The sequence below is a fragment of the Moorena sp. SIO3I6 genome (assembly GCF_010672095.1).
The window spans coordinates 1-16,134 of record NZ_JAAHHU010000129.1 but is presented as its reverse complement, the minus strand read 5'-3'; the positions used below and the strand labels follow the sequence as shown (position 1 = coordinate 16,134).

Below are 16,134 nucleotides of genomic sequence, written 5' to 3'. Positions count from 1 at the left end.
GGGGAGATGGGGGGATGGGGAGATGGGGAGCTGGGGAGGCCGCGCTGGCTCCCTTTGACCGCGCTGCATACCTACTCCCTACTCCCTACTCCCTACTCCCTGTTCCCTGTTCCCTGTTCCCTGTTCCCTGTTCCCTGTTCCCGACTCCCGACTCCCGACTCCCGACTCCCGACTCCCGACTCCCTATTCCCTATTCCCTATTCCCGACTCCCGACTCCCGACTCCCGACTCCCGACTCCCTAAAACCAAAGACGAAAGTACCTCACCCAGTTTACAATGGTAAAATTAGGCATTCAACTCACGGTACTAATTGGTTCAACAGTGCCCAAGCCAGCGTCTTCGGTGCTAATCGAATCCCTAGCTAACGTTGAAGTTACCCATTCTGCCCAAGAGCGTTCTGGCTTTCAACTGCGCTTTCGAGCTGGTCGCAGTGCGAGTTTGGTAGAGCGGGATTATCCTGTGCTAAAAAGTGGAGAGCTCAAACCCTTCAACCGAGTAATTCTGGTGGTCATCTTCAACGGTAAGCCTCAGGTGTTGATGGATGGCGTGATTACTCACCAGCAGCTCTTGCCCAGTAATAATCCTGGGGAATCTAGCATCGTGGTGACTGGGGAAGATGTCAGCGTGATGATGGACTTAGAAGAAAAGATTGTTGAGCACCCAGCCCAGAACGAAACGATAATTGCTAATAAAATTATCGCTAGCTATGCCAAATATGGTCTTATCCCCCAAGTCATTCCGCCACTGACCGACAAACCTCCCTTACCGACGGAGCGCATCCCTGTTCAGCATGGCACTGACTTGGACTACCTTCTGAAAATGGCAAGGCGTCATGGTTATGTTTTCTACATTACTCCAGGACCAGCACCTGGAACTAACACGGCCTATTGGGGACCCCCGAAACGCTTGGGATTACCCCAGTCTGCCCTTTCGGTGAATATGGGCTCGAATACTAATGTGGAATCGATCAGTTTCGAGTACAATGCCCTTGCCGCTACTACGGTGTCTGGACAAGTGCAAGACCGGGATACCAACAAAGTCAAATCCCTAGACATTTCCTCTAGTAAGCTTTTCCCCCTAGCCCAAACCTCAGCCTTGAAACAGTCTCAAGTTCGGACAGTGGTTCCCAAACCCATCCAGGGGTTGAGTGAATCTCAAGCTAAGGCGTTTGCTCAAGGGATAACCGATACATCCTTAGATGACGTAGTGGTAGCGGAAGGGACCTTGAATGCTCTAGAGTACAACGGTATCCTCCAAGCTGGTGCTCTTGTGGGTGTGCGAGGGGTAGGCAACCAGTATGATGGGTTTTATTATGTTAAAAGTGTGACTCATCAGCTCCAAACGGGACAATATAAGCAGCAATTCGTACTCACCCGTGAAGGATTGGGTTCGACAACGTTAGCAGTAAGACCATGAAAGAATTTTTTGGCAAGTATCGTGGCACAGTAACTGGGAATAAAGACCTGATGTACCTTGGTCGGATACAGGTGAGTGTACCAGCAGTATTAGGGGACGGTCGCCAAAGCTGGGCAATGCCCTGTGTTCCCTATGCTGGAGCTGATGTCGGCTTTTTTGCGATTCCGCCAGTGGGAGCAAATGTCTGGGTGGAATTTGAAGGAGGCGATCCCGATTACCCGATTTGGACTGGTTGCTTCTGGGGCAAAGGTGAGCTACCGGCAAATGCGAAAGTGCTTGACCCAGAGAAAGTGCAAGTCTTTAAAACTGATGGAATTACCTTCACTCTCAGTAATTTTGGGACTACCAAAGGATTGACCATTGAAGTGGCTAAACCAGTGGTATCTAATCCGCTGACTTTAGTGTTTGATGATAACGGGATTGAAATCAATAACAATAGCAAAACCATCGCGAAGTTAACAGCAGAAACCATTGAGTTAAGCAATGATGCGTCTACGGTTACCCTGGCTGTTGATAATATTCAAATCAAAGAAGATGCGGTTGAAATTCAGCTAACTAAAGACAGTATTGATTTAAAAAATAGCTCCTCTACTGGTAAGTTAGCCAAAGATAGTATTCAATTAAGTAAAAGTCCAGCAGTGATAAAACTATCCTCATCAGGGGTAGAGATTAATAACTCTCCAGCAGCGGCCAAACTATCCTCATCAGGAATCGAACTTAGTAACTCTCCAGCAACAGTAAAGCTAGCTCCTTCGGGAATTGAACTGAGTAATGGTGCTGCTAATGTTAAACTTTCACCTGCTAGCGTGAATATTAATAATGGTGCGTTGGAGGTAATTTAATGCCAGGTTTTGTGTTATCGCTTGCTAACAAAATCTTGTGTGCTCATGGCGGACAAGTCCAACCGATGGTTCCCAATCCCCGGGTCAAAATAATGGGTCAACCAGTGCTTACCCAAGCTCCCACCTATGTGGTGGCTGGTTGTGCTAATCCTCCTCCACCGGCCAATGTTGGTCCTTGCTTGATCGCATCCTGGATTACTGGTTCAGTGCGAGTTAAGGTGATGGGAATGCCAGTGCTGTTGCAAGATTCTCAGGCAACTTGTGTACCTACGGGTACTCCAGTTACTGTTATCCCGATGCCAGGTCGGGTTAAGGGAATGTGATTTGTGTTGGTTTGGTTGTTCGCGAAGCGTGGCCAATAGGCCAAAGTTGTTTGGTTGAAAGTTGTTTGGTTGAAAGTTGTTTGGTTGAAGGTTGTTTGGTTGAAGGTTGTTTGGTTGACGGTAAACCCTACCTCAATCAATCCTCTTGCTATTAGGCACTAATCGATTGGCTTTTGGGCCACGCTACGCGAATGGTCACGCTTCGCGATGAAGCGAACGCGCCCCGCGTGGCCTACGGCCTCAGCTTCCGCTAAAAGCGATCGCATCGAATTTATTATCGCAGTCATCAATAACTATACCGATACTGTCCTACAGCAGTTAACTAATAAGAGCCAATTGGAATGGCGTAAGCATCGAACTAATCCCAGTAATAAATAACTATTCCGATACTGTCCTAGAAAAATTGACTACTAATAGAATAGTGCAATTGGCTACCCATCGCACTAATCGAAGTCATCAACAACTATTTCGATACTGTCTTAGAGCAGTTGACTACTAATAGAATAGTATTGCCATTGACCTTGGCCTTTGGGCCACGCTACGGGAACGCATCCTGAAGGGGCGACAATTCGCCTGCAAGCTTTGTGTGGTAAGGGTTCTAGTTGGTAATATCATGTCCGGAAATTTAGTGATAAGCAACCATCTCCGATTAAACCTTACTCACCCATATACAAACGCTATAGCATTGCCTATTTCTCTAATAATTTTGCATAATAGGGAGCCAAGAAACCTCGATACTTCTCCAAAATCTGATCGGATAAAAATTTACCACCATTAATAGAGCCTCTACAGATATTGCTTTGACAATTACAATTAGGCACAGCAATTGAAATCCATTCAGACATACAATAATCAAAAGTCACTTCTTCTCCTTGGATAATCTCTTTCATTGCCACTAGACTGTATCCATTGAACTCATTCAATTTAATTCCACAATTAGGATCACAGGAATGATTTACAAGCTCAAAAGGCTCATCCATTCTCACATGAGTATTTATGTCCATTTGCAAAGTCTGCCAAGTCCTTTCTGGCGACTTTGCAACTGGCTTACCTACTAAAACAATTTCCCCTACATCGAATTTTTTATCTGCGAAAACCCCTTTTCCTTTATTGTGAGTCTTTACAACACTTACATGGGAGAAATAATTGATCATATTAATCAATTTTATGGTAAACTATCATCACCAATACTTTATCACAGTTCATGTCCGGACTATTGCCCATAATTGCAATTCTGTAAAAGCCATCGTTTCCTGAGGGGGTGAAAATTCTCCTGCAAGCGTGTAGTAAGGGTTTCAGTTGGGTTACCTTTGAGAAGATGTCCCCAGGGATGGCCATCCCAATTAAACTTGACCAACGAAAAAATTAGGTTTCAAGACTTTGCGTACGCAAATAGAGGCGTTAATTAACCTGTCAATTAACCCAATCTTTTTTGGAATAGCATGGCTCAAAAGCTTACCCCAACCCGTTTTTAACCTGCTTGTTACCCCCTCACCATCATATCATACTCAGGACTTACGCAAGCACGCTATATATAGCGTGCTTGCGTAAGTCCTGAGGGAGTAGGGAGTAGGGAGTAGGGAATCGGGAGTAGGGAATATGGCATCAAAAATTATCACAATTGATTTAGGTACCCTGTAGAACACAATTCAAGCCCCAAATAGCAGCAAAGTAGTCGATAAATTATTAAGATTTGTGAATGCGATCGCTTCAATAGTTTTCCAGAAAACTCCCAAAATCCTTGATTTTCCCTAGAGAGCCCTGGAGCAGTAACAAAACCCAACCAAACCCTTGCCAGAGTTGGGTTTCACTATGTTCAACCCAACTCAACCCAACCTGGGAAGCCAGATCAACTCACTTAGGGAGCAGGCTATAGTGAATGAGTTGTGGTCAGAGCTATCTATGTAGCAATGGAGATAGGCTATCCTTTCCAAATCGATGGGCGGAGGCGGACAGCAGAGGCTACCTCTGAAGAACACATCCCTCAGCTGATGGAACAATTACTGTTTACGTCCCCAGGAGAACGGGTCAACCGTCCTACCTTGGGCTGCAGTCTGATGCAGCTGGTCTTTGCTCCGAATAGTGAGGAACTGAGTACTGCGGTTCAGTTTCTGGTTCAAGGGTCGTTGCAGCAGTGGTTAGGGGAGTTAATTCAAGTCGAGAGGGTGCAAGTGGAGAGTGAAGATACTAAATTGCGAGTCACAGTGCAGTATGTGATTCGGCGTAATCAACAGCGTCAGGTAACTGAGTTTGAGCGAGGTTTGTGATATGACAGACTTGGTAACAGCTGAACACATGTTCCGACACCAACGCCGGATCGCTCTTAGTCGTCAAACTAAACAGATCGGGCTGGATTACATTCAGGTGGAATCACAACAGACACCGAATGAACCGAATAAGTGGGCGCTAAAGCTTCATTTTGTACCAGCTTCCACACAAGCAACCCAGGAAGTGCTCTCAAACCTGACCTCTAGAAATATTCGCATCACTAGAGGTACGGCGGTTACAACTACTGATGTTAGGCTCCTGGAAATCCAACCACCTAGTGGGAATGTGCTGACGCTGTTGGTGGAATACAAAGCTCCTACTAAGTCCCAGGTTAGTGATTTATCTACCTATACGCTACAACTGGTTAATATTAGCAACCTCGATCCGTTTTTTGAGCGGGTCAATTTTTCCTTCAAACGTCCAGACCAAGTTACCTTTGACCCCCAGCCAGTATCCTCAAGTGATATAGAAACCCTGTCGGTACCGGAGATAGATTACTTAGCTAAAGACTATAGCAGCTTTCGGCAATTAATGCTCAACCGCTTGTCGGAAGTGATGCCTCAATGGCTAGAGCGAAATCCTGCGGATTTAGGGATTGCGCTGGTGGAAGTATTGGCCTACTCTGCTGACTACCTCAGTTACTATCAGGATGCTGTAGCTACTGAAGCCTACCTTGGTACAGCTCGCCGCCGCACGTCTGTACGCCGCCACGGCAGGCTGGTAGATTACGTGTTGCACGAGGGCTGCAATGCTAGAGTCTGGGTGCAGGTAGCAGTAAATGTTAATGAGGGGCTGCTAGAAAACGGAACTCTTGGAGACATTGGAACTCTTCTAGAACAAGGAACTCTTCTACTAACCCATGTTTCTGGTCAAGGGTCGGTAATCGATCCTAATTCTTCTGCTAAGAGTGAGGTCTTGGCTCAAGGGGCAAAAACCTTTCAAACCCTACATTCCCAGGAACTATTTGCTGCCCACAATGAGATTAAATTTTATACCTGGGGAGCAAGGGAATGGTTTCTGTCGAAGCAAGAGACCAAAGCAACATTAATGGGACATCTGGCTTTGCAACCAGGGGATGTGTTGATCTTTGAAGAGGTAAGAGACCCAAACACTGGTTTAAGGGCTGGGGCTAACCCCCAAAACCGTCATCCAGTACGGTTAACTAAGGTAACTCCCACAGAAGACCCCCTTGGTGGTCAATTTCATCATCCCCCAACTGATCAGCCAGTAGATATTACTGAGATTGAATGGCACCCCCAGGATGCTCTGCCTTACCAACTATGGCTAGCAACTCTGAGTAGCACTGGCCCAATCACAGATATCACGGTGGCTCGAGGAAATATTGTTTTGGCTGACCATGGGGAGCCTTATCCTAAAGAGGGGACAGAGATACTGCCCACTATCCCAACCATTGGTCGTTATCGTCCCAAGTTGTCTCGCACTGGTCTCACCCACAGTGTGCCTTACAACCACCAGCAAGCCATTATCGAAGCGGTGGCAACAACGGTTGTTCAAGACCCCCGTTCGGCAGTGCCTCAGATCAGTTTACAATCGGATACTGGTGAAACCTGGTTGGTGCAGCGTGACCTATTGAATAGTGACCGATTTGCGGCGGATTTTGTGGTGGAAATGGAGAGTGATGGCACTGCTTATCTGCGCTTTGGTGATAGTGTTCAAGGCAAGCAACCTAGTCCAGATTCCCAGCTGATGACCAGCTACCGGATTGGTAATGGTTTGGTGGGTAATGTGGGACTTGATGCGATCGCTCATCTGGAACCAGTCACTAGTGATGCCTATGCGGAATTGGTCAAACAGGTGACTGGAGTAAGGAATCCTATCGCAGCTCAAGGGGGAATTGACCCGGAACCGATTGAGCAAGCACGGTTATACGCTCCCCAAGCCTTCCGAACCCCTGAACGCTGCGTGACCGAATCCGACTATGCCACTACCATCCAGCGTCATCCAGAAGTCCAAAAAGCAGCAGCTCAGTTGCGTTGGACAGGGAGTTGGTATAGCGTATTTATTGTTGTGGATCGGTATAGTGGTAGACCGATTGATGCCCAATTTAGGGAAGAGCTACTGGCTTTTATGGCTCCCTATCGGTTAATGGGTCATGATATCGAAATCCAGGCTCCCTATTTTGTTAATCTCGATATTGCTTTGACAGTACATGTCTTGCCTAACTATTTCCAGAGCAGTGTGAAGCGATCGCTTATGGAAACCTTCAGCAACACAGACTTAGCTATCGGTCAACGGGGTTTCTTCCATCCTGACAATTTTACCTTCGGTCAACCGGTCTATCTTAGCCAAATTGTTAACCAAGCCATGGAAGTGCCTGGGGTTGACTGGGTTGAGCCAACTCGCTTCCGTGAGTGGGGACAACCCGATCGAGGGGAATTGGCAGCAGGTCAAATCTTGATTGAGCCATTAGCTGTTGCTCGTTTGGATAATAACCCCGATACTCCTGAAAATGGCAGAAGTCAGTTTTATTTACAAGGCGGTTTGTGATTAGAGGGAGTAGGGAGTAGGGAGTAGGGAGTAGGGAGTAGGGAATAGGGAGTAGGGAATATGGCATCAAAAATTATCACAATTGATTTAGGATACCTAAAGTAGGAAGTAGGAATTTAAACCTGTTAATTTTCCTTAATTAACAGGTTTGGTGTTTAAATTTATCCTATTCTCTAGCTAGATTATCCTTGAAAATTGCAACTAGATAGCGATTAGCATCCTGTCAATAATGATAAGTAAAAACAAGGATATGCTAACCAAAATTATGGGTTGTTTAGAGATAGCAATTTGGCGATAATTTGATTAGTAACATTGCACAAAAAAGATACAATCTACTGCTTTATTGGCAATAATCAATAACTCAGTTTGAATCCCAACTGCTCTATTCCCTATTCCCTATTCCCTACTCCCTATTCCCTACTCCCTACTCCCTACTCCCTATTCCCTATTCCCTATTCCCTGTTCCCTATTCCCTTCCGTATAAATATGACATCCCACTACAATTCCCCTGGCCTAACCACATTAGCCTATCGAGTTAGCACCCATGGCACCAGTTTCCAACGGATGCTAGCAGGTCTGCGTACTGAAACGGCTTCCCCAAATGACTCAGACCAAGGTAACCGACCTCTGGCTACTCTCAATACCAGCCACCGAGATGACCCTGCGATCGCATTTCTGGATAGCTTAGCTACTGTTGTTGATGTACTTAGCTTCTACCAAGAACGGATTGCTAATGAAGGGTATCTCAACACAGCTACTGAACGGCTCTCGGTTCTGGAATTAACTCGCACTATCGGCTACGAGCTCAATCCTGGTGTTGCGGCTAGTACTTTCCTAGCTTTCACCGTTGACGATACCCCTGGTACGACTAGCGTTGCTACAGTTCCCAAAGGAACCAAAGTTCAAAGTGTTCCAGGACAAGGGGAACTACCTCAGACCTTTGAAACCATTGAGGAGATTGAAGCGAGAGCACAATGGAATGCCCTGACACCTTATCGACCTTTGGTCAAACAAACCCAGTCAATTAGTGGTAACACTACCGAACTATTCCTAGAAGGCATCAATACCCAACTCCAACCTGGTAATTTACTGATACTGATCGACCCGTCTGCAGCAGCATCCAATCAAAGTCATTTTCTGACCTTACAAACCGTTGAACCCAATACTCAAGACGGTTACACCAAAGTTACTTGGTCCCCAGCACCAGACCAACCCAGCATCGAATCCCCCCAAGTCTTTGCCTTTCGACAGCAAATTAACCTATTTGGTAGCAATGCTCCCGATTGGAAAGAGTTACCAGATGATACCAAGCGTAAGTATAGTGCGATCGCAGGTGGTATTTTTTACTCTACCGATCGCGGAAACAATTGGAATTCCGTGTCTACAGGTCTATTGAAAAATGCTGATATCCGAGCTTTGGCTACCTGGCAAGATGTGGTTTTTGCTGGCACTCATAAGGGGATTTTTTACTCTACCGATGGTGGTCAGGAATGGATTCCCATTAACCAAGGATTGACCAATACAGATATTCATGCCCTGACGATTAACGCTCAAGGCCATCTGTTTGCTGGAGCCACTGGTGGTAATGTGTTTCGCTCCACTGATGGCGGGGAAAGCTGGGTAACCATTGGCACTGGGTCTCTGACTATTGTTGAACATCGCATTCCCGCCACAGCAGAGGGTTCGGAAAGTTGGACTCCTGTGAATACCAGCTTGCCCAATACGGTTGTGCGATCGCTATTTACTTACTCTTCTTATTACTCTTCCTCTTCCGAATCGTCTTTCTCTGAACAAACTATCCTGGCCGGAACTGAAGATGGAGTTTTTCGCTCTACCGATAGCGGCAAAAGCTGGATACCGGTGAATACCGGTTTGCCAAATACGGATACCAATACTGGCTTAACTAGTACTGTTGTCTATTCCCTAATCACTGCCGTAATCAATAATGTAAATTACCTGTTTGCTGGCACAGACCAGGGAGTGTTTCGCTCCACTAATAATGGGGATAGCTGGGAAGTAGTGAATACAAACTTGCCTACTATCATAATAACCACAGGGGAAAGAACAACAGAAGTTATTAATACAGTAGTCTATTCCTTGGTTACCTATGAGCGCGATGGCACCACTTACCTATTTGCTGGCACAAACCAAGGGGTGTTTCGCTTCAATAATGATCGGAATAACTGGCAATCCGTTAATACAGGTTTGCCGATTACACCAGAGAGAACAGATGTAATCGATATCCTAATCTATTCCCTAGTTGCTGATACTAGTAATAATCCCCACTATCTGTTTGCAGCCACAAACAGGGGTGTATTTCGCTACGAGGAACCCCAAATTCCTGAGAATAACTGGATGCTGATCAATTCGGGCTTCACCAGTAATGATGTTCGGTGTATTATAACCTATCAAAACAACACTATTATAGCTGGCTCCAAATTTACTGGCTTAGTGGCAACAGAATGGCCTGGTTTTACCATTCAAAACAACCATATTGACCTTGATTCTACTTACTCCAATGTATTAGTAAGCAGTTGGATAGTGCTGATGCACTCAAGCCGCAAACAACTATACAAAATTAATCAGGTAACTACTGTAGCACGGGATGATTTCCTACAGAGTGGAAAAATCACTCGCCTTGAGTTGGATTCAAATCAGAATCTGGCCGAGTTTGGTTCAGAGCGCTTCCGTGAAACAGTGGTTTTCGCTCAAAGTGAACAGTTAGCCCTGTTTGAGCCAGCAATTCAACAAAATCTTCCCCTTGAAGGTGACCAAATTGAGTTGGAGCAATTGATAGAAGGGCTAGAGACCGGAAAAACACTTGTTGTCAGTGGTAAGAAGGATCCAAGTCAAATTACTCAAACCACTACGGTCGATGAGGAAACTATTAATGAGGTAGTTGTGATTAAATCTATCTCTAGCTCTATCTCTAGCAACCAACAACGCTCTACTCTGACCCTAACTCAGTCACTCCAAAACCGTTACGACCGCACCACAGTAACCATTAATGCTAATGTTGCTCAGGCTACTCATGGTGAAACAGTGGTGGATGAAGTGCTTGGTAGTGGTGATGGTACCTTAGGAAATCAGAAGTTTGTACTCCAGAAGCCTCCTTTAACCTACATTTCTGCTAGTAGCTCTAGCGGTAGTGAAACCACTTTGGAGGTAAGGGTCAATAATATAGTGTGGGAAGAAGTGCGATCGCTTTATGGTTTAGATGACCGCCGCCAAGCCTACATTGTCCGTATTGATGATAATGGCAACACTAACATTACCTTTGGGGATGGACAAAGCGGTGCTCGTCTACCCACAGGAGATGAAAATATTACCGCCACCTATCGCAGTGGTATCGGCTTGGATGGGGAAGTAGGGGCTGGTAGTCTTACTGTTCTGCAAACCAGACCCTTGGGAATTGTAGATGTTACTAATCCCCTACCCGCCATCGGAGCAGCTTCTCCAGAAACCCGTGACCAAGCTCGGTCTCAAGCTCCTGTTAATATTTTGCCTATGGAGCGCATTGTCTCAGTGCAAGATTTTGAGACATTTACCCGTAGCTTTGCTGGTATTGGTAAAGCCAAGGTAGCTACTTTAGAGATTGGGCAAAACTTACCCTTGATTCACCTTACCATTGCAGACCGTAATGGCAATCAAGTCAGCCCTGATTCCATATTATATACTAATCTGGTCAATGGAATTAATGCTGCTCGTGACCCAGCTCAGCAGCGCCGTCTGGCGGTAGCGTCTAAGGTTGAAATTGATAGTTATGAAGCCCTTTACTTTAATCTTCAAGCCGGGATATGGGTGGATTATCGTTATCGCAGCGATCTGGTTTTATCTGAGGTTAAAACACTATTAGTGTCTGCTTTTGCCTTTGAACAGCGTACCTTTGGTCAAGGGGTAACAGCCGCAGAAGTAACAGCATTAATTCAGGCCGTTGATGGGGTACAAGCGGTTAATTTAGAGGCGCTATATTTAACTGGAACGACTCAGGAGCTGAAGTCATCCTTAGAAGCGCGTTTAGCTATTTGGAATAGTGAGACTAAACAGGCTCTACCGGCTCAGTTGTTATTGCTTAATTCTCAGACAGATGGGGTTAGTTTACATTTGGTTTAAAGGGAGCAGGGAGTAGGGAGTAGGGAATAGGGAATAGGGAATAGGGAACAGGGAAAAAATTCGGCGTTGCTTAATAATGGAATGATTTTAAGCGTTTTGTGGAACGGGCATCTTGCCCGTTTCCTGCCATAGCCCATAAGCTGATAGCTTAGATTACAGCCCAAAATCCTCTGGATTTATCCCTTCAGCGTGAGTGCTTAAAACTATAGGTCAATGGTATGGGACTCAGAGCTATTGAGAGAGTTAAAGGAGTTAACCACACCACAGTGATAACTGGGATTAAAAAAGTGGGAGAACTATTGCCAGATGCCTAGGAACCACAAGGAATTCCCGAGGTATAGCAGAAGTCAGAAGTCAGAAGTCAGAAGTCAGAAGTCAAACTCTTGCGCTTACTTAGGTTTGAGACTTTTGTCATGTCCTAACTGCCCTGGCGACTGCTATAGGAGAACTCGATCAATTAGAAACATTTGTCAAGTAAAAAAAAAAAAAAATCTGGCTATGGACAGCGGTAGAGCACTTTCAAAAAGGTATTTTGGGATGGGTTTTGGGAGATCATAGTCCGATATATTGCTCATTAATTATCTCAAATTATGAGATGTTATAGTTCCTTATGCTTAGGAATATTCTGTACGTAAGCTTAAGCATTTATTTGGAATCATACTTCAATTCAGCAACGCAAAAAAAAGACCCATGATCGGGTCTAGAAACAATAATATAGTTAGAAGCCCATCAGACTATTGAGCTTCCCAAAAATATTTGTGCATAACTTCTATTTTTAGTTTTTCCCCATAAATGAAGAGCAACTACTAAATAGATGAACATGACAATCACAAATTATTAGAATAATAATAATGAATCGCGAAAGAGATCAGGATTATCGATTTGACTAGCCTGAACTCCAACGACAACCGCTAGAAGGTCACCGTTACTAGCTATTTCAGTTCCTTGGTTAGTATCAGAAAATTCCAAGCTCCCAAAATCTAAGTCTTGGCCTACAAAGAATGGGTCTAGAACAAATTTAGCTTGACTAAGATCAAAATTATAGATAGTATCATACCCCTCCCCTGTAGTTAAAATGACTTCAGCAGCACCGGTTCCTAAAAAGACTTGGTCTAGACCGTCGCTACCAAAAATTATATCGTCTCCACCATTACCAAAAATAATATCATCGCCATCGCCATCAATAATAAGCTCTCGGTCTGAAGATCCCGTTAAAGTATCATTTCCTCCATCAAAATCAACAAGGATATCAAAGCCATCATTGCTACCGTTGCCATTTATTACATCATCACCAGCACCGCCAAAAATAAAATCAGCTTGGGAACCACCATTGATTTGGTCATTTCCAGCATCACCGAAAATAAAATCATTGCCACCATTGCCATTAAGCTGGTCATCACCAGAACCACCTTCGATGGAATCATTGCCAGAGCCACCATTGATTTGGTCATTTCCAGGACCACCTAAAAGAGTATCATTGCCACCATTGCCATTAAGCTGGTCATCACCAGAACCACCTTCGATGGAATCATTGCCAGAACCACCATTGATTTGATCATTGCCAGCACCACCTAAAAGAGTATCATACCCGCCGTTACCATTAATCTGGTCATCACCAGGAGTACCCTCAAGCAAATCATTCCCTGGTGTTCCATTGATGATATTAGTCATGTTTATTTTCCTTGATAGTAAATACTATCCTTGATCACTAAAACAATTATCCCATAAAAAATATTGTTTAAATCCCGAACATAAAAGTTCAGTAATTTGTCTGATTAACTACAGATTATTGACTATCAAAATGCTTAAATTATTACAATAATAAACAAAGTCATTGACTAGACAAGGGGTTTTAAATTATCTTAGTGCTATCCGGTAAATATACTTTAATGATAGAATAAAAGTCCAAGTATTAGTGGTCAAATAATGTTATTGACTCCGATCATTTTCAACTTATTGGGCAAAGACACCACTACCACAAACATGCCCTTGCCCTAGAATTAACCACCATCCCTAACATCAAGAGTAATCTCAGCAGTGATCACCCGGTCCGTCTGCGAGACAATCTTCACCCGTCTAACCCGACCAGCATAGGGCGTTCGCGTAGCGGCGACCTAGGAGAATCGCACAACACTCAACTCCGCCAGCTCCTTCTCCACCTCCTGAGACTGCTTCACCAAGGATGCCAGCTGGTACTGCTGCCGTTGTAAATTAGTCTGATATTTGATCATCTCCAAAGAATGCCGGTAAATCTGTTGTTGGTAACGAGTTTTAGCAGCATTTATAGCAGTCGAAGCAAATCTTAGGACATACTAGTCAGAAAGTAAAGTATTGTTAATCAATTAATTAAATGCCAGTTCCTTACAGTTACGATTTAAGAACAAAAGTCATGGGCGCTATTGACGATGGCATGGGAAAAACTGAAGCTAGTCATCTCTTCAAAATTAGCCGAAATACAATTGACCTCTGGTTAAAAAAGAGAAAGTAAACAAGAGATTATAGGGCAAAAGAGGGTTATCAAAAGGGATATATTTCTAAAATAGCTGATTTGGATAAATTTCGGTAATTTGTCCCGTGCTCATGGTAGCTTAACTCAGAATAAAATGGCAGAAGCGTGGTCATAAAAGATTAGTGATAGGACTATAGGTAAAGGCTTTAAAAAAATTGGTTATACCCGAAAAAAAAACTTACGGTTATCGATAAAGAGATGAAGAAAAAAAGCGTTTCGATAAAAAGTTAGTCAAAAGAAGCTGGAACAGTTAGTTTATATAGATGAATCAGGAATGGATAATCGTGAAGACTATGGTTATGGATGGAATGAGAGCGATGCAGTGGCATGACGGGGGTTTCCTCCATGAGGGACTGCATCAATAAAAGGAAAAAGATTTTATGACTTAAAATCAGTAAAAAGAAGTGTAAGAGTCAGGATTATGAGTGGTTTGGTTGAAGGAAAACTGATAGCGCCACTGACTTTTGATGGTTCTTGTAATCCTTCAGTATTTGAGACATGGCTTAAAGATAAATTGATTCCTGAATTAAATCCAGAGGTGCGACAAGGCGCGAGGTTTATTCGCCTATGGAACGCGCACCAAGAGAGGATAAAGAATTAGATAATTAGTTGAAGCAGCGGATTGTGAAATTCACTATTTGCCCCCCTATTATCCTGATTTAAAGAAAATATAACATTATTGGTTTCCGATTAAAAATCGGGTTATAAAATCAAAAGGTACTATCGAAGATTTTAGATAGAGAGTTGATTTAGCTGTTCAGTTAACGTCCTAATCTATACTTCGACTGCTATAGCAAAGCGCTCGACCTTAGGAGAATACAGTACCAATTCCGAGTCTACTAAGTCAAAGGTAATTCCTAAACGGGGACTAACCCAACCAAGCATCTGGGGGATGGGTTCTAAGGTTTCTGATGAACGCAACCAGCCTTTTAGTTTTGTTCGATTTGGGTCAAAAAGATAGTACTCTTCTACTCCATGGGTCTGGTAAAACTTGAGTTTATCCTCTTCTAATTCTTTGATAGTGTTTGTGTGTGAGGCTATTTCAAAGGTCACCTGGGGATTAAGGTTATCTTCAACCCAGGTTTTGTAAGAAGGCCGATGCCCTTTTGGTCTACCGATAACTACCATGACATCGGGGGCTTGGTTGATTTTTGGTTGTCCTTGTACTGGATACCACAACAAATCCCCGGCGATAAACACATTGGGGTCATCTTTGAATCGAACTTCTAGGCCAAACTTAATGGTGGTAATTAGTTCAAATTGAAGGGTATTGTCCGCCAAGGGCTTACCGTCACTTTCGGGATAAAAAATGTCATCGGTGGTGGGAGTTAGCTGCTGAACCATTGGAAAATTGTTACTTGAGCTGATAAGCCTATTGTAAGCGGTCAGCGGTCAGCGGTCAGCGGTCAGCGGTCAGCGGTCAGTGGTCAGCTATCAGCGGTCAGCGGTCAGCGGTCAGCGGTCAGCGGTCAGCCCTTGGCCTTTGGCACCTCAAGTAGCGTGGGCGTAGCCCATTAGCTATTAGCTAATAGCTAATAGCTAATAGCTGATAGCTGATAACTGATAGCTTACGCCTAAACCTCTCTCCATCCCTCAATGGTAGCCATCAAAATGTTAACTAAAGGATGGTCTATGGCTTCTTTGAAGGCTTCTACTCCTCCTGCTTTTAGGGCATTGATTACCTTGGCTTTTAGGGTTGGGTTATTGTCAATTTGATCAATAACTTCACCTACAACTATCATCTTCTCTTTGTTGGTTGTAGTGGGATTACTCTGGGATAGTTGGTTTAGGAGTTGCTGAATTTCAGCTGCTGCTTCGGCTAAGCTTTGGGTTTGTTCAGCTTCATTAAAATTCATATTGAAATTCTCTGCTTTAACATCCCCACCAGTTACTTTATCCCCACCAGTTACTTTACCGATACCAAATGCTCCAGTGAAGGTATCTCCTTTAGATTCACTTTCTACCATAGCTTTTGCCTCAAACTTAATAGGTCTACTAGCCTGTATTTTAATAATTTCTTTTAAGTCAGCGCTTTGCTCACGATAAATTACTATCTGGTCATCTCTAGCTTTTAGTTCTGCTTTATATTTTTCTTCTACAGCTTTGAGGGCAAGTTCATAGTTTTGCGTGAAGTCACTATGAATCTTTTCCTTAT

The 16,134-nt window shown here is 44.0% G+C and carries 13 protein-coding genes and 2 pseudogenes; 10 read left to right on the top strand and 5 right to left on the bottom strand.

The features are described 5' to 3' along the window. The first annotated feature begins 14 nt into the window (after positions 1–14). The 5 genes from F6K49_RS26865 to F6K49_RS26845 all read left to right on the top strand — a co-directional run bounded on the left by F6K49_RS26865 (position 15) and on the right by F6K49_RS26845 (position 2,959). Positions 15–365: a hypothetical protein gene (locus tag F6K49_RS26865; RefSeq protein ID WP_293101518.1), complete on the top strand. Its 351-nt coding sequence runs from the start codon at positions 15–17 to the stop codon at positions 363–365. Further along, on the top strand, positions 322–1,416 hold the full coding sequence (locus tag F6K49_RS26860) for a hypothetical protein (RefSeq protein ID WP_293020725.1): 1,095 nt from the start codon (positions 322–324) through the stop codon (positions 1,414–1,416). The genes F6K49_RS26865 and F6K49_RS26860 overlap by 44 nt, the downstream gene beginning before the upstream one ends. After that, positions 1,413–2,258 (top strand): phage baseplate assembly protein V, encoded by an 846-nt coding sequence (locus F6K49_RS26855; protein WP_293101515.1) that lies wholly within the window; start codon positions 1,413–1,415, stop codon positions 2,256–2,258. The genes F6K49_RS26860 and F6K49_RS26855 overlap by 4 nt, the downstream gene beginning before the upstream one ends. Further along, complete coding sequence (locus tag F6K49_RS26850) at positions 2,258–2,581, top strand: hypothetical protein (RefSeq protein WP_293020727.1); 324 nt, start codon at positions 2,258–2,260, stop codon at positions 2,579–2,581. Before F6K49_RS26855 ends, F6K49_RS26850 begins: the two co-directional genes overlap by 1 nt. 207 nt (positions 2,582–2,788) lie before the next feature. Then, positions 2,789–2,959 carry a hypothetical protein gene (locus tag F6K49_RS26845; protein ID WP_293101512.1) on the top strand — a complete coding sequence of 57 codons (171 nt, stop codon included), beginning with the start codon at positions 2,789–2,791 and terminating at the stop codon, positions 2,957–2,959. 311 nt (positions 2,960–3,270) lie between these two features. Here F6K49_RS26845 and F6K49_RS26840 read toward each other — a convergent pair whose 3' ends face one another. Continuing rightward, on the bottom strand, positions 3,271–3,735 hold the full coding sequence (locus F6K49_RS26840) for an SET domain-containing methyltransferase (protein WP_293020733.1): 465 nt from the start codon (positions 3,733–3,735) through the stop codon (positions 3,271–3,273). Positions 3,736–4,467: 732 nt separating this feature from the next. Between F6K49_RS26840 and F6K49_RS26835 the strand changes: the two genes are divergently transcribed. The 3 genes from F6K49_RS26835 to F6K49_RS26825 all read left to right on the top strand — a co-directional run bounded on the left by F6K49_RS26835 (position 4,468) and on the right by F6K49_RS26825 (position 11,470). Further along, positions 4,468–4,848: a GPW/gp25 family protein gene (locus F6K49_RS26835; RefSeq protein WP_293020735.1), complete on the top strand. Its 381-nt coding sequence runs from the start codon at positions 4,468–4,470 to the stop codon at positions 4,846–4,848. Position 4,849: 1 nt separating this feature from the next. Continuing rightward, entirely contained in the window at positions 4,850–7,357 is a 2,508-nt protein-coding gene (locus F6K49_RS26830; RefSeq protein ID WP_293079981.1) for a putative baseplate assembly protein, read from the top strand. A gap of 366 nt (positions 7,358–7,723) precedes the next feature. Beyond that, complete coding sequence (locus F6K49_RS26825; protein ID WP_293101508.1) at positions 7,724–11,470, top strand: putative baseplate assembly protein; 3,747 nt, start codon at positions 7,724–7,726, stop codon at positions 11,468–11,470. On the opposite strand, the gene F6K49_RS26820 is transcribed toward F6K49_RS26825, so the two are convergent. Then, positions 11,467–11,607, bottom strand: a complete 141-nt coding sequence (locus F6K49_RS26820) for a hypothetical protein (protein ID WP_293020739.1) — start codon at positions 11,605–11,607, stop codon at positions 11,467–11,469. The two genes, F6K49_RS26825 and F6K49_RS26820, sit on opposite strands and share 4 nt — an antisense overlap. 302 nt (positions 11,608–11,909) lie before the next feature. On the opposite strand from F6K49_RS26820, the pseudogene F6K49_RS26815 reads away from it, so the two are divergent. Then, a pseudogene (locus F6K49_RS26815) lies at positions 11,910–12,029 on the top strand (IS1 family transposase); the annotation flags it as partial. A gap of 278 nt (positions 12,030–12,307) precedes the next feature. Here F6K49_RS26815 and F6K49_RS26810 read toward each other — a convergent pair. Then, positions 12,308–13,141, bottom strand: a complete 834-nt coding sequence (locus F6K49_RS26810) for a calcium-binding protein (protein ID WP_293101505.1) — start codon at positions 13,139–13,141, stop codon at positions 12,308–12,310. A 679-nt stretch (positions 13,142–13,820) separates the two neighbouring features. Here F6K49_RS26810 and F6K49_RS26805 point away from each other — a divergent pair. Next, positions 13,821–14,719: pseudogene (locus F6K49_RS26805) on the top strand (transposase). A gap of 34 nt (positions 14,720–14,753) precedes the next feature. Here the strand turns inward: F6K49_RS26805 and F6K49_RS26800 are convergent. Both F6K49_RS26800 and F6K49_RS26795 read right to left on the bottom strand, forming a co-directional pair. Then, positions 14,754–15,323: a Uma2 family endonuclease gene (locus F6K49_RS26800; RefSeq protein WP_293020745.1), complete on the bottom strand. Its 570-nt coding sequence runs from the start codon at positions 15,321–15,323 to the stop codon at positions 14,754–14,756. A 230-nt stretch (positions 15,324–15,553) separates the two neighbouring features. Beyond that, positions 15,554–16,134 (bottom strand): hypothetical protein (locus F6K49_RS26795; RefSeq protein ID WP_366514236.1); only part of this gene is annotated, 581 nt, incomplete at its 5' end.

Coding starts and splice junctions, on each gene's coding strand:
- F6K49_RS26865 (WP_293101518.1), top strand. CDS start 15: ATGGGGAGATGGGGAGCTGGGGAGGCCGCGCTGGCTCCCTTTGACCGC.
- F6K49_RS26855 (WP_293101515.1), top strand. CDS start 1,413: ATGAAAGAATTTTTTGGCAAGTATCGTGGCACAGTAACTGGGAATAAA.
- F6K49_RS26850 (WP_293020727.1), top strand. CDS start 2,258: ATGCCAGGTTTTGTGTTATCGCTTGCTAACAAAATCTTGTGTGCTCAT.
- F6K49_RS26845 (WP_293101512.1), top strand. CDS start 2,789: ATGAAGCGAACGCGCCCCGCGTGGCCTACGGCCTCAGCTTCCGCTAAA.
- F6K49_RS26840 (WP_293020733.1), bottom strand. CDS start 3,735: ATGATCAATTATTTCTCCCATGTAAGTGTTGTAAAGACTCACAATAAA.
- F6K49_RS26830 (WP_293079981.1), top strand. CDS start 4,850: ATGACAGACTTGGTAACAGCTGAACACATGTTCCGACACCAACGCCGG.
- F6K49_RS26820 (WP_293020739.1), bottom strand. CDS start 11,607: ATGGGCTATGGCAGGAAACGGGCAAGATGCCCGTTCCACAAAACGCTT.
- F6K49_RS26810 (WP_293101505.1), bottom strand. CDS start 13,141: ATGACTAATATCATCAATGGAACACCAGGGAATGATTTGCTTGAGGGT.
- F6K49_RS26800 (WP_293020745.1), bottom strand. CDS start 15,323: ATGGTTCAGCAGCTAACTCCCACCACCGATGACATTTTTTATCCCGAA.